The following is a 13,694-nucleotide window of genomic DNA, read 5'->3' as shown; positions in this document are numbered from 1 at the left end:
TCGGGGGAGGCTTGGTCAGGTGGCGGACGGCGCGACCGGGCATTGGCTCAGAAAGGCTTGCAGCCCTTGCTGATACTCCTCGGCGTCCATCAGTTCGCTGTGTTTGGCGATGCAGTAGCCCATGTTCTTGCGTTGCAGCTCGGCACAGGCCACGACATAGAAATCGGGGGTTTCCCGCAAGTGAACAACCTGTTCCCAGGCCAGGCCGCTCTGCTTGCCCCGGGCCTTGCTCAGGCTGAAACCCTGGTCGTCGAAGCTCAGGTGGTAAGTGCCCTCGGCCGCCTTCAGCGGCGCGCGCAGGCGGGCTTCGATCAGGCGCTGGTTCACACCCTGCAAAGGCTTGCGGGGCTTGGCGTGATGGGCGGCGATACGGGCGTGCAGGTGGGTGAGCCAGCGCTTGGAAAAGCGCCACCAGAGCATGCTGAAAATCAGCACGAACACCAGCATGGCAATGACTTTTTCCGGGGTGAAACGCTGTTCGGGGAAATAGATCGCCAGGCCGCCGCCGATCAGGCAGAGGGTGAACATCAAGGGGCCGATCAGTCGGGTCTGCCAACGGGCGACGCTGGCCATGATCCGCGCCTGCTGCTGGTCCTGCCTGAGCATTTCCTGGGGCAGTTGTTCGGCGAGCCGGGCTTGGGTGTTGGCAGAGGTGATGCTGTAGTGCAATTCCATGGAGGAGCGAGTCCGAGGTCCGTGTTCGGTGAGGGCGGCAGTCTACCGACTTCTGAGCTGTGGGTAGCAGCGGCGTATGCACCCAGGTCGCCCCTCTGCTCAGGCGGGGAACTGCTCTGTATGCCGCTCTACCCACTGATACAGGCGTTCGTCCAATAGCGGCCGCTGTTGCTGGAAGTGATCCTGGCAGCGGTTGAAGAGCGGGTCCTGGTTGATGCGCATGGCCAGCTCGACGGGGCCTTCGCTTCCGCCATGGGCGGCTCGTAGCTGCTGCTGGCGCTGATCGGCCTGCTCCAGGGTGACCGCCAGGTCGTCCAGTTGCAGGAGCCTGAACTGAGCGATGGCCTGGGACAGGTGAAAGTGCAGGGCGCTGTCGAAACCTTCCCAGCCCTCGAAGGCCAGCCACTCGTGCAGGATCATGAAGCAGCGCGGTGCTGGGGGCAGTTGCTCCAGCGCTGCGAAATCCAGCCAGTACTGACGCGGCAATTGCTCGGCGGTTTCGATGGCCTGGGCGATCAGGTCCAGGGCCTGGCCCGGGTCCCGGTGATGTTTGCGCAGAATGCGCTGGGTCAGGGTGAAGCGCGCTTCTTCTATAGCGTGCAGGGCGCGGTTCAGGTCGTAAGCGGCGTTGAGCAAGTGCTCCCGGGCTTGCTCTTGGGGCAAGCCGGACTTTTCTACCAGCACTTGCAGCAGATCGGATTTGTACAGTTCGGCGGCTTGCTGCGGATTATTGGCGCAGCGGGCGAGCAGGGCCTGGGCGTGGCGCAGGCCGATGGGGATCAGGTGGCGTAGCTGTTGCAGAGCTTGGGTGTGCGTCGGGTCCATCGACAGGGTGCCTTGGTCGTCATTGCCGGTGGCGGCGGGAGGCTGATTATCCACCGTGCCGAGCAAAACCTGTAGCCGCTGCCGCAGGCTGCGAACGGCCCGAAGGGACGCGGGGTTCTCAAGGTCGCTGAAGGTCCTGCGGACCTTGTCGCAGCCTCGCAGGCTCGGCAGCGGCTACAAAGAGGTGGCGGTCGCAGTTCAGGTTGGGGGTGTAGCCGCTGCCGCAGGCTGCGAACGGGCCGAAGGGACGCGGGGTTCTCAAGGTCGCTGAAGGTCCTGCGGACCTTGTCGCAGCCTCGCAGGCTCGGCAGCGGCTACAAAGAGGTGGCGGCCGCAGTTCAGGTTGGGGGTGTAGCCGCTGCCGCAGGCTGCGAACGGCCCGAAGGGACGCAGGGGTCTCAAGATCGCTGAAGGTCCTGCGGACCTTGTCGCAGCCTCGCGAGCTCGGCAGCGGCTACAAAGAGGTGGCGGCCGCAGTTCAGGTTGGGGGTGTAGCCGCTGCCGCAGGCTGCGAACGGCCCGAAGGGACGCAGGGTTCTCAAGGTCGCTTAAGGTCCTGCGGACCTTGTCGCAGCCTCGCGGGCTCGGCAGCGGCTACAAAGAGGTTGCGGTCGCAGTTCAGGTTGGGGGTGTAGCCGCTGCCGCAGGCTGCGAACGGCCCGAAGGGACGCGGGGGTCTCAAGGTCGCTGAAGGTCCTGCGGACCTTGTCGCAGCCTCGCGGGCTCGGCAGCGGCTACAGGTTGCGTCAGGGAGTGGGGCGGGCGCCGTCGAGCAGGGCGTCCACCACGGCGCGGGCCATTTCCACGGAATGCACCATGGACCAGATCAGCCCGCGCTCGATGCCGCTGGCCCGTTCGGTGATTTCATCGGACACCTCTTCGGCGCATTTGAGCAGCAAGGAAACGTGCATCAGGGCGTCTTCGGCATTCACCTGGGGCTGTACGGCAAACAGCGGGTGGCCCTGGGCGTCGCGCAGGCCGAAGGGGCGATGGCGGGTGCCATTCAAGGCGGCCAGCAGGTTGGCGTTGGCGCGGTCCAGCTCCGGGTCGCGGCGTGGATGATCGGTTTGGAGAGGTGGGTCGGGGACGAGCTTTTTCATGAGACTGGTTCCTTTAGCAATTTAAGAAACCGCCGGATCTCACTTCCACATGAGAGGGTGGCAGCCGTGCGCAGGTGTGGAAGACCGGGCTAAAGGAACCGGCGCACCCGAAGGTGCCCTACGCACAGCCGCCATAGATCGAGTTCACCCAAGCCGCATCGGCAAGGGTGTTCGAATGAGACGACTGCACGTCCTTTATCCCAGACTTCCACATCCGGGCCGCTGATTTGGCAGCGGCACCGGGAGACTGCCTGATCGTTCGAAGGGGTACAAGGCGCTCAAAGGCGTGGGGGATTCTCTCGGATTTGCCCTACAAAACAAAGCGAAACGGCTCCGGCACTGGGCGGTATTCCCTGACAAATCGGGTGCTGGGTAGGGGGATAGGGGCTGTGTTGAATGTGCGAGTGGGGTCGGGCAGGCAGAATGTGCTGGCAGGTTTTGCGGCCCCTGCGGTGCCGTTCGCAGCCTCGCGGGCTCGGCAGCGGCTACAAAGAGGTGGCGGCCGCAGTTCAGGTTGGGGGTGTAGCCGCTGCCGCAGGCTGCGAACGGCCCGAAGGGACGCAGGGTTCTCAAGGCCGCTGAAGGTCCTGCGGACCTTTTCGCAGCCTCGCGGGCTCGGTAGCGGCTACAAAGAGGTGGCGGTCGCAGTTTAGGTTGGGGGGGTAGCCGCTGCCGCAGGCTGCGATCGGCCGCGCAGCGGGCGCGGCGATTTCAACGGCAGGCAAAAACAGCAGGCAAAAAAAAGGGCCTGGAGACGTATCTCCAAGCCCTCAAAAGGTGAGAGGTGTCTAGTCCCTCAACCTGGTGAGCGGTGTTGCATGTTTCGGGGGCGCGGCGGTTACGCTTTCAGCGGAACCAGGCGCGGGGCAATCATGTTTTCCGGACGCAGGATGTCGTCGAGCATGGCGTCGTCCAGCAGGCCTTCTTCGCGCACCAGTTCCAGTACGCCACGGCCACTTTCCAGGGCGATGCGGGCGATACGGGTGGCGTTTTCATAGCCGATGTACGGGTTCAGCGCGGTGACCAGGCCGATGGAGTGCTCCACCAGTTCGCGGCAACGGGTTTCGTTGGCGGTGATGCCGGTGATGCAGTGCTCGCGCAGCATGTCCATGGCGCGTTGCAGCAGGCGGATCGAGTCGAAGATCTTGAAGGCGATCAACGGCTCCATCACGTTCAGTTGCAGCTGGCCGCCTTCGGCCGCGATGGTCAGGGCCAGGTCGTTGCCGATGATCTGGAACGCCACTTGGTTGACCGCTTCCGGGATCACCGGGTTGACCTTGCCAGGCATGATCGAGCTGCCGGGCTGACGCGCTGGCAGGTTGATTTCGTTGATGCCGGTACGTGGGCCGCTGGACAGCAGGCGCAGGTCGTTGCAGATCTTCGACAGCTTGACCGCGGTGCGCTTGAGCATGCCGGAGAACAGTACGAAGGCGCCCATGTCGGAGGTGGCTTCGATCAGGTCGGCGGCCGGAACCAGCGGCTGGCCGCTGATGGTGGCCAGGCGTTGTACGGCCAGGGCCTGGTAGCGCGGGTCGGCGTTGATGCCGGTGCCGATGGCGGTGCCGCCCAGGTTGACTTCGGTCAGCACTTCCGGCGCCAGGGTCTTCAGGCGAGCCAGGTCTTCACCCAGGGTGGTGGCGAAGGCCTTGAATTCCTGGCCGAGGGTCATCGGCACGGCGTCTTGCAGCTGGGTACGGCCCATTTTCAGGACGTGGCTGAATTCTTCACCCTTGGCGGCGAACGACTGGATCAGGCTGTCGAGGCTGGCCAGCAGGGCGTCGTGACCCAGCAGCAGACCCAGGCGGATCGCGGTCGGGTAGGCGTCGTTGGTGGACTGCGCCATGTTCACGTCGTTGTTCGGGTGCAGGTACTGGTATTCGCCCTTGCTGTGGCCCATGGCCTCCAGCGCGATGTTGGCGATGACTTCGTTGGCATTCATGTTGGTCGAAGTGCCAGCGCCGCCTTGAATCATGTCCACCACGAACTCTTCGTGGAAGTCGCCGCGGATCAGGCGGGCACAGGCCTCGCTGATGGCCGCATGCTTGGCTTCGCTCAGATGACCCAGTTCGCGGTTGGCGTCAGCAGCTGCCTGCTTGACCATTGCCAGGGCCACGACCAGTTTTGGGTAGTGCGAAATCGGAACGCCGGAGAGGCGGAAGTTGTTCACCGCTCGCAGGGTCTGGATGCCGTAATACGCTTGAGCCGGTACTTCGAGTACGCCAAGCAGGTCTTTTTCTGTGCGGAAAGATGCAGCGGAGGACATGACGGAGATCATCTCGGTAGGGACCCGGTCTGTGCCGGGAACGCTGCGAATCCTAGGCCGAAGGGAATTTTTGGGCCAATGCTGTTAAACACTGGGCTATGCATATTCGGCATAATGCCGGTGTGACGCCGCTTTGCCGGCGAGCGTGTGACCTAAAATGGTGCGTGTCCGGGAGGACGTGATGAATCTGGAAAGCAAATGGCTCGAGGACTTCAGTGCCTTGGCCGCCACCCGCAGCTTTTCCCAGGCTGCCGAGCGACGTTTCGTGACCCAGCCGGCCTTCAGTCGGCGCATCCGCAGCCTGGAAGCAGCCCTGGGCCTGACCCTGGTCAACCGCTCGCGCACGCCGGTGGAACTGACGGCGGCGGGGCAGCTGTTCCTGGTCACCGCGCGCACCGTGGTCGAACAGCTCGGCGAGGTGGTGCGTCACCTGCACCATCTGGAAGGCGGCCAGGGCGAAGTGATGCAGGTGGCGGCGGCCCACTCCCTGGCGCTGGGTTTCTTCCCGCGCTGGATCGCGCAACTGCGCAATGAAGGGCTGAACATCGCCACGCGGCTGGTGGCCACCAACGTTGGTGATGCGGTGCACGCCCTGCGCGAAGGCGGCTGCGACCTGATGCTGGCCTTCTATGACCCGGACGCGGCCTTGCAGATGGACTCGGAAATCTTCCCCTCGCTGCACCTGGGGCACACCGAGATGCTCCCGGTGTGCGCTGCCGATGCCCAGGGCAAGCCGCTGTTCGATCTGGAAGGCGAGGCCAGTGTGCCGTTGCTGGCATACAGCGCCGGGGCCTTTCTCGGGCGTTCGGTGAACCTGCTGCTGCGCCAGCGCAACCTGCGTTTCACCACGGTTTATGAGACCGCCATGGCCGACAGCCTAAAAAGCATGGCGTTGGAAGGGCTGGGCATTGCCTGGGTGCCGCAGTTGAGCGTGCGCGCGGAACTGGCCCGGGGTGAACTGGTGGTGTGCGGCGGCGCGCAATGGCATGTACCGCTGGAGATCCGCCTGTATCGCTGCGCCCTGGTGCGCAAGGCCAACGTGCGTTTGCTCTGGCGCAAGCTGGAAGGCGCCGCCGCACAAGCGACGGGCAACACATGAGCCTGTTGCCGGTGTTGCAGATCGCGAGGGATTTTCAGCGTCGGCAACGCCAGGCCCTGTAGCCGCTGCCGCAGGTTCGGGCCGCGTTCGGATGATCGGCACCGCAGTGGCCGCCACACCTGGCGCTGCGGAGTGTCTGAAGGATTGGGGATAGAGCTCTGGCGCCGGCTGCGCCGTCGTTCGCAGCCTGCGGCAGCGGCTACAGGGAATTGGTCAGGCTGCGAGGGGCTTTCAGTTCGGGGAGACTGACTTCAGAGTCAATAAAACCGGGGTTTTGCGCCGGAAATACTTTGTTCGACAGATGGTCGGCGAAAGTGCGTTTAGCGCGGCTTTTTCGGTATACTGCGCGGCCTTCGGCCGGTTCGTCCGGCCATAATTCGTACAGTCAAGCCACGCATTTTCGCGTGGCTTGTTGTTTTTGACGCGCCCGCGGGCGCCCAGAGAGAAGAGGCACGACGATGAGTGCACTGGTTGGCGTGATCATGGGCTCCAAGTCCGATTGGTCCACCCTTAGCCACACCGCCGATATGCTGGAAAAGCTCGGCATCCCTTACGAGGTGAAGGTGGTGTCCGCACACCGCACCCCGGACCTGCTGTTCCAGTACGCCGAAGAGGCTGAGGCGCGTGGCATCGAGGTGATCATCGCCGGTGCCGGCGGCGCGGCGCACTTGCCGGGCATGTGCGCGGCCAAGACCCACTTGCCGGTGCTGGGCGTGCCGGTGCAGTCGTCGATGCTCTCGGGCGTGGATTCGCTGCTGTCCATCGTGCAGATGCCCGCCGGCATCCCCGTGGCCACCCTGGCCATCGGCAAGGCCGGCGCGATCAACGCGGCCCTGCTCTCGGCGAGCATCCTGGGCGCCAAGCACCCGCAGTTCCATGCGGTGCTGAAAAAATTCCGTGCTGAACAGACAGACAGCGTCCTGGACAATCCAGACCCGCGCGTCGCCTGAGGTTGTTGACGATGAAGATCGGTGTAATCGGTGGCGGCCAGTTGGGCCGCATGTTGGCCCTGGCGGGGACTCCGCTGGGAATGAACTTCGCTTTTCTCGACCCGGCGCCGGATGCGTGTGCCGCTGCCCTGGGCGAACACCTGCGGGCCGACTACGGCGACCAGGACCACCTGCGCCAGCTGGCCGATGAAGTGGACCTGGTGACCTTCGAATTCGAGAGCGTGCCGGCGGAAACCGTGGCCTTCCTCTCGCAGTTCGTGCCGGTCTACCCGAGCGCCGAAGCCCTGCGCATCGCCCGTGATCGCTGGTTCGAGAAGAGCATGTTCAAGGACCTGGGGATTCCTACCCCGGAGTTTGCCGACATCCAGTCCCAGGCGGATCTCGACGGCGCCGTGGCGCGCATCGGCCTGCCGGCCGTGCTCAAGACCCGCACCCTGGGTTACGACGGCAAGGGCCAGAAGGTCCTGCGCAGCGCCGCCGACGTCGCAGGCACTTTCGCCGAACTGGGCAGCGTGCCTTGCCTGCTGGAAGGCTTCGTGCCGTTCACCGGTGAAGTCTCGCTGATCGCCGTGCGTGCCCGTGACGGTGAAACCCGTTTCTACCCGCTGGTGCACAACACCCACGACAGCGGCATCCTGCGCCTGTCGGTGGCCAGCAGCGATCACCCGCTGCAGGCCCTGGCCGAGGATTACTCCAGCCGCGTGCTCAAGCAGCTGGATTACGTCGGCGTGATGGCGTTCGAGTTCTTCGAAGTCGACGGCGGCCTCAAGGCCAACGAGATTGCCCCGCGGGTGCACAACTCCGGGCACTGGACCACCGAAGGCACCGAGTGCAGCCAGTTCGAAAACCACCTGCGGGCGGTAGCCGGTCTCCCTCTGGGTTCCACAGCCAAAGTCGGTGAGAGCGCCATGATCAACTTCATCGGCGAAGTGCCGCCGGTGGACAAGGTCATCGCCATCGACGACTGCCACCTGCATCACTACGGCAAGGCCTTCAAGGCCGGACGCAAGGTCGGCCACGCCAACCTGCGTTGCGCCGATCAGGCGACCCTGCAAGCGCAGATCCTCAAGGTGCAAGCGCTGATCGCCGAGTAACAAATCCTCCGGCTGGCGGGAACCTTCGTTTCCCGCCGTTCTCTGATAGCAGGATGCCAAAGTGCTGGCTAGGCTTTGGCTTGATCCCCCCCTTACAGAGGAACAGCCATGGGCATTATTGGAACCATTTTCATCGGCTTGATCGTTGGTCTGCTGGCGCGTTTCCTCAAGCCGGGAGACGACAGCATGGGCTGGATCATGACCATCCTGCTGGGTATCGGCGGCTCGCTGGCGGCCACTTATGGCGGTCAGGCGCTGGGTATTTATCAGGCTGGCCAGGGCGCCGGTTTCATCGGTGCGCTGGTGGGCGCGGTCGTCCTGCTGGTGATCTACGGCTTCGTCAAGAAAAGCTGATTCCCCCCTGCAAGCCCCCTCTGCCGCTCGTGCCGAGGGGAGCCCTTTTCTTCATCTGAAACTTCAACGCAGCCGACGCTTTGGGCACTAGAATGCCCGGGTTTTTCCGTCCTTCCTTTTTGACCGAGCCACCCTCTCATGCGCCGTCTTCTATTGACCTTTGTTCTGCTGGGCTGCGGCCTGGCCCAGGCTGGCGAACTGCCGGAAACCGACTGGCTGGAGCTGATGCCCAAGTCGGACCAGAAAGCCCTGGAGCAGATGCCGGAAATCGACCACAACTCCCCCGAAGCCAATGGCACCTTCACCGAAAAGGGCGGCCTGAAGCAGAGCAAGGGCTTGCCGGCGGTGATGTATTCCACCAAGACCGTGCCGGCGATGAACGACAAGCAGATCCGCCTCGGCGGCTATCCGGTGCCGCTGGAGGCTGATGCCAAGGGGCGCAGCACGCTGTTCTTCCTGGTGCCGTACCCGGGCGCCTGCATCCACGTGCCGCCACCGCCGCCCAACCAGCTGGTGCTGGTGCGCTTTCCCAAGGGCGTGAAGCTGGAGGACATCTACACGCCGCTGTGGGTAACCGGCACCTTGAAGATCGAGTCGGTCAGCAATGACCTGGCCGACGCGGCCTACGCCCTGGATGCGGCGAAGGTGCGGGTGGTGCAGGAATCCGACCTGTAGCGGGACTGAGGGGATTAGCCAGGAATTTGGGCCAGGAGGGCTGTTGTGGCGAGGGAGCTTGCTCCCGCTCGGGCGCGTAGCGGCCGCAAGACCTGAGTACGCGTTCTGCCTGACAGACCGCGGATTCAGGACTTGGGAAGGCTGCGCCTTCCAGCGGGAGCAAGCTCCTTCGCCACGCCCAGCCTGAACACAGGGCCCATCAGCGCAATCGTGGGTCAGAGCGGGGCGACGCCGATGCTCACGCTCAGGGTGTGGCGGGCGCCGGGGGCCAGGGTGACGATGTCGTCCATCACGTTGGCGGTCTCGATGCACAGCATGCGCTGCCAGCCGTCGTTGGCCATGTCGCTGAACTGCGCGGCGCGGTCGATCCAGGGGTTCCAGATCACGGCGGTGCGCGAGCCTGCGCTGTTCAGGCGAATCCGTCGTTGCCAGTCCGGATCGACGATATCCAGCTGCGCCGGGACGTTCAGGTAGATGCGGTCGGTCTCGCCGCTAAAGTGCAAGGCGCCGCTCTGGACCTTGGTGGTCCAGTCTTCCAGGGTTTCGATGTAGTTCAGCCCGTCCAGGCCTTCGACCTGCACGTTGCGCACATCGCTGACCGCGAAATAGCTGTGCAGCGCCTGGCTGATGCTCACGCTTTCTGTGCTCAGGTTATGGCTGGTGAGGCTGATGTGCAGTTGCTCGTCGAGGCGGATGCTCAGGCTCGGTTCCACCTGATGGGGCCAGCCAGGAAAGCCGCCAGCGGGGCAGGGCAGGCGCAGCCGTACCAGCAAGCTGTCGCCGTCGCTTTCGATGCCTTGCAGTTCCCAGTCGCTGGCCCGCACCAGGCCGTGGGCCGGTGCCGGTTCAGCGCTTTGGCGCATGGCCTGCACGCTTTGCGGGTTGCGTGCAAAGTTGCCGAACCAGGGCCAGCACACCGGAACCCCGGCGCGGATGCTCTTGCCGGTCTTGAACTGCGCCTCGTCGTTGAGCCAGATCAGCGGCTGTTGCCCGGCTACTTGATAACTGAGGATGTGCGCGCCTTGCTGGGCCACCAGCAGTTCGGCATCACCGTGGCGGATGCGCCAGCAGTTCAGTTCATCCAGTTTCACCGTTTCAACGTGGGGCGTGGGCATGCTGCTGATCTCGTTAGAGTGGCTTGGGCGTTGTAGGAACCTAGCGCGCTCGGGGCGGAACCGAACGGGTGCGGCCGCTGCCGTCGATGGCGACGAACACGAACACTGCCTCGGTGACCTTGCGCCATTCGCTGGACAGCGGGTCGTCGCTCCACACTTCCACCATCATCTGGATCGAGCTGCGGCCGATCTCCAGGGTCTGGGTATAGAAGGACAGTTGCGCGCCCACCGCCACCGGCACCAGGAACGCCATGCGATCAATGGCCACGGTAGCGACTCGGCCACCGGCGACGCGGCTGGCCATGGCAGTGCCCGCCAGGTCCATCTGCGCCACCAGCCAGCCGCCGAAAATATCGCCAAAGCCGTTGGTTTCCCGGGGCAAGGCGGTGATTTGCAGGGCCAGGTCGCCTTGCGGGATTGGATCTTCTTGTTCGAGTTCTATCATGCCGAGGGGCCTCTGACCCGTGACGCTTCATGGTGACTTCAGGTGAATAGCCGTCTTCAGGAAAAACGATTCAGCCCGAACACACTGCGTTCGTCACGTTCTTTCTAAGGCGTGCTAAAGGGAAACTCTGCGAAATCGACTGGCACTGTCCAGGGACTGGGGCGCGCAGCAGCGTTTTCGCACAGCAACCCTTGCCAGAAGCGGCTTTGCGCTTCGAGGTTTGCGAGTATATCGGTCGATAGACTCCGCGACGACCCACTCAGTTCGCAAATTTGTGAGTCATTTGTGCGCTGCTGTGTACGCATTCGAACAATTTGCTATCGTGCCGAACCTGCCAGGCCCCAACCAGCGCTGTTGCGGTTGCCGGAACCGACTAATAAGAGAAGCCCTTGCCATGACCACTGTGCCCTCGAGCGCCGCGCAGCCAGCGCAGCCCGCCCGTCCCTTGACCCGTAGTGATTACAAGACCCTGTCGCTGTCTGCCTTGGGCGGCGCGCTGGAGTTCTACGACTTCATCATCTTCGTGTTCTTCGCCACCGTGGTCGGCAAGCTGTTCTTCCCGGCGGACATGCCCGAGTGGCTGCGCCTGATGCAGACCTTCGGCATCTTCGCCGCCGGCTACCTGGCCCGTCCTCTGGGCGGGATCGTCATGGCGCACTTCGGCGACCTGCTGGGGCGCAAGAAGATGTTCACCCTGAGCATCTTCATGATGGCGGTGCCGACCCTGATCATGGGCCTCTTGCCGACCTACGCGCAGATTGGCCTATGGGCGCCGATCCTGCTGTTGCTGATGCGGGTGATCCAGGGCGCGGCCATCGGTGGTGAAGTGCCCGGCGCCTGGGTCTTTGTTTCCGAACACGTGCCTCAGCGGCATATCGGCTACGCCTGCGGCACCCTGACGGCGGGCCTGACCGCCGGGATTCTCCTGGGCTCGCTGGTGGCCACCGCCATCAATAGCATCTACACCCCGGTGGAAGTGGCCGACTACGCCTGGCGGATCCCGTTCCTGCTGGGCGGGGTGTTCGGCCTGTTCTCGGTGTACCTGCGCCGCCTGCTGCACGAAACCCCGGTGTTCGCCGAGCTGCAATTGCGCAAGGCCCTGGCTGAAGAGCTGCCCCTGCGTACCGTGCTGCGCGATCACCGTGGCGCCATTGTCATTTCCATGCTGCTGACCTGGCTGCTGTCCGCCGGGATCATCGTGGTGATCCTGATGACCCCGACGGTGCTGCAGACCGTCTATAAGTTCCCGGCCATCACCGCCCTGGAAGCCAACAGCCTGGCCATTGTGTTCCTGAGCCTGGGCTGCGTGATCTCCGGGGTTCTGGCGGATCGTTTCGGCGCTGGCAAGGTGTTCGTGTTCGGCAGTGCCTTGCTGTTGGCCACTTCCTGGACCTTCTATCACGGCTTGCTGGATAACCCGCAGTGGCTGTTCCCGATGTATGCCCTGACCGGTCTGTTTGTCGGCACCATCGGCGCGGTGCCTTATGTGATGGTCAAGGCGTTCCCGGCGGTGGTGCGTTTCAGCGGCCTGTCGTTTTCCTACAACCTGGCCTACGCGATCTTCGGTGGCCTGACGCCGATGGTGGTGACCTGGCTGCTCAAGGAAAGCCCGATGGGCCCGGCCTATTACGTTGCAATCATCTGCGGCATCGGCCTGCTGGTCGGCCTGTACCTGTGGGCCAAGGGCCGCTGATCGCCGCCAGCTTGTAGCCGCTGCCGCAGGCCCTGCTGGGCGCTGAAGAGTGTCGCGACCCTGCGGGTCGGTCGCAGCCTTTGGCGGCGGCTACAGAGGTTTTTATCGCCTTATAAAGAAAGGCCAGCTTCCGTTCAGGAGTGCTGGCCTTTCATCTAATTGTCATATTCCGGACATAGAGTGTTCACACGGCCTACAGATACTTGGCCCCGACTTAACACACCCTATCTGCTAGGAGTAAGGCATGAAACTGAAGCGTTTGATGGCGGCAATGACCTTTGTCGCCGCTGGCGTTGCGACTGCCCACGCGGTTGCCGCTGTTGACCCTGCTATCCCGAGCTACACCAAGACCACTGGTGTGTCGGGCAACCTGTCCAGCGTCGGTTCCGATACTTTGGCGAACCTGATGACCCTGTGGGCCGAGAACTACAAAAAGGAATACCCGAACGTCAACATTCAGATTCAGGCCGCCGGCTCCGCCACCGCGCCACCGGCGCTGACCGAAGGCACCTCCAACCTGGGCCCGATGAGCCGCAAGATGAAGGACACCGAGCTGGCGGCCTTCGAGCAGAAGTACGGCTACAAGCCAACCGCTATCCCGGTGGCCGTGGACGCCCTGGCGGTGTTCGTGCACAAGGACAACCCGATCCAGCACCTGACCATGGAACAGGTCGACGCGATTTTCTCGTCCACCCGTCTGTGCGGCGCCAAGGCTGAGGTAAAAACCTGGGGCGATCTGGGTGTGAAGGGCGATCTGGCCAACAAGCCGGTGCAACTGTTCGGCCGTAACTCGGTATCCGGCACCTACGGCTACTTCAAGGAAGAAGCCCTGTGCAAAGGCGACTTCAAGCCTAACGTCAACGAGCAGCCAGGTTCGGCTTCGGTGGTGCAGTCCATCAGCTCCTCGCTGAACGGCATCGGCTACTCGGGCATCGGCTACAAGACCGCCAGCGTGAAGACCGTGGCCCTGGCCAAGAAAGGCAGCAGCGACTTCATCGAAGACACCGAAGAAAACGCCCTGAACGGCAAGTACCCGCTGTCGCGCTTCCTCTACGTCTACATCAACAAAGCCCCGAACAAGCCTCTGGCCCCGCTGGAAGCCGAGTTCGTGAAACTGGTCCTGTCCAAGCAGGGTCAGGAAGTAGTGGTCAAGGACGGCTACATCCCGCTGCCAGCCAAGGTGGCCGCCAAGGCCCTGGCTGACCTGGGCCTGAAAGAAGGCGCATAAGCCGCCGCAGAAGGTCCGGGCCCCCCGGACCTTCTCGTTTTCGTAGGAGCGGGCCGGGCGGCGCAAGCGCCCGCAAGGGCGACCCAGGCTCAAGGCCGGCTCGTCGGCCAGCCGGCTCCTGCAACCTCATTTTTCAACCCGCTGCCGGCTTTGCCACGTGGCGGATTTGCTGCGTCAC

13 protein-coding genes are annotated in these 13,694 nt (G+C 63.5%); 7 read left to right on the top strand and 6 right to left on the bottom strand.

The genetic code is table 11. The features are described from left to right. Window positions 1-15: 15 nt before the first annotated feature. The 4 genes from DWF74_RS15320 to aspA all read right to left on the bottom strand — a co-directional run bounded on the left by DWF74_RS15320 (window position 16) and on the right by aspA (window position 4,863). Window positions 16-675 carry a YcxB family protein gene (locus DWF74_RS15320; RefSeq protein WP_115581229.1) on the bottom strand — a complete coding sequence of 220 codons (660 nt, stop codon included), beginning with the start codon at window positions 673-675 and terminating at the stop codon, window positions 16-18. A 99-nt stretch (window positions 676-774) separates the two neighbouring features. Beyond that, window positions 775-1,554 (bottom strand): hypothetical protein, encoded by a 780-nt coding sequence (locus DWF74_RS15315; RefSeq protein ID WP_240321938.1) that lies wholly within the window; start codon window positions 1,552-1,554, stop codon window positions 775-777. Window positions 1,555-2,246: 692 nt separating this feature from the next. Then, window positions 2,247-2,600, bottom strand: coding sequence for a DUF6124 family protein (locus tag DWF74_RS15310; RefSeq protein ID WP_060844991.1), 354 nt, complete (start codon window positions 2,598-2,600; stop codon window positions 2,247-2,249). Window positions 2,601-3,438: 838 nt separating this feature from the next. Next, complete coding sequence (aspA, locus tag DWF74_RS15305; protein ID WP_102862326.1) at window positions 3,439-4,863, bottom strand: aspartate ammonia-lyase; 1,425 nt, start codon at window positions 4,861-4,863, stop codon at window positions 3,439-3,441. 181 nt (window positions 4,864-5,044) lie between these two features. On the opposite strand from aspA, the gene DWF74_RS15300 reads away from it, so the two are divergent. The 5 genes from DWF74_RS15300 (at window position 5,045) to DWF74_RS15280 (ending at window position 9,035) form a co-directional block, all read left to right on the top strand. Continuing rightward, window positions 5,045-5,962: a LysR substrate-binding domain-containing protein gene (locus DWF74_RS15300; RefSeq protein WP_102862325.1), complete on the top strand. Its 918-nt coding sequence runs from the start codon at window positions 5,045-5,047 to the stop codon at window positions 5,960-5,962. A 458-nt stretch (window positions 5,963-6,420) separates the two neighbouring features. Further along, complete coding sequence (gene purE / locus DWF74_RS15295) at window positions 6,421-6,912, top strand: 5-(carboxyamino)imidazole ribonucleotide mutase (protein WP_016967060.1); 492 nt, start codon at window positions 6,421-6,423, stop codon at window positions 6,910-6,912. Between the two features lie 11 nt (window positions 6,913-6,923). Further along, entirely contained in the window at window positions 6,924-8,006 is a 1,083-nt protein-coding gene (locus tag DWF74_RS15290) for a 5-(carboxyamino)imidazole ribonucleotide synthase (RefSeq protein ID WP_115581228.1), read from the top strand. A gap of 108 nt (window positions 8,007-8,114) precedes the next feature. Further along, entirely contained in the window at window positions 8,115-8,360 is a 246-nt protein-coding gene (locus DWF74_RS15285; protein ID WP_102862323.1) for a GlsB/YeaQ/YmgE family stress response membrane protein, read from the top strand. 138 nt (window positions 8,361-8,498) lie between these two features. Next, entirely contained in the window at window positions 8,499-9,035 is a 537-nt protein-coding gene (locus tag DWF74_RS15280) for a DUF3299 domain-containing protein (protein WP_102862322.1), read from the top strand. 215 nt (window positions 9,036-9,250) lie between these two features. On the opposite strand, the gene DWF74_RS15275 is transcribed toward DWF74_RS15280, so the two are convergent. Both DWF74_RS15275 and DWF74_RS15270 read right to left on the bottom strand, forming a co-directional pair. Continuing rightward, on the bottom strand, window positions 9,251-10,150 hold the full coding sequence (locus DWF74_RS15275) for a D-hexose-6-phosphate mutarotase (RefSeq protein WP_115581227.1): 900 nt from the start codon (window positions 10,148-10,150) through the stop codon (window positions 9,251-9,253). Window positions 10,151-10,190: 40 nt separating this feature from the next. Continuing rightward, window positions 10,191-10,595 carry an acyl-CoA thioesterase gene (locus tag DWF74_RS15270; RefSeq protein WP_003229628.1) on the bottom strand — a complete coding sequence of 135 codons (405 nt, stop codon included), beginning with the start codon at window positions 10,593-10,595 and terminating at the stop codon, window positions 10,191-10,193. A gap of 394 nt (window positions 10,596-10,989) precedes the next feature. Here DWF74_RS15270 and DWF74_RS15265 point away from each other — a divergent pair, with 394 nt between their 5' ends. Further along, complete coding sequence (locus tag DWF74_RS15265; protein WP_102862320.1) at window positions 10,990-12,288, top strand: MFS transporter; 1,299 nt, start codon at window positions 10,990-10,992, stop codon at window positions 12,286-12,288. Window positions 12,289-12,532: 244 nt separating this feature from the next. Next, a complete protein-coding gene (locus tag DWF74_RS15260) occupies window positions 12,533-13,516 on the top strand; it encodes a phosphate ABC transporter substrate-binding protein PstS (RefSeq protein WP_102862319.1) in 984 nt (327 codons plus the stop codon). Window positions 13,517-13,694 lie beyond the last annotated feature (178 nt).

Source organism: Pseudomonas protegens (genome assembly GCF_003363755.1).
GTDB classification, from domain to species: domain Bacteria; phylum Pseudomonadota; class Gammaproteobacteria; order Pseudomonadales; family Pseudomonadaceae; genus Aquipseudomonas; species Aquipseudomonas danubii.
Note: the sequence above shows the minus strand (reverse complement) of the source record. Positions and strands in the feature narration are given on the sequence as shown.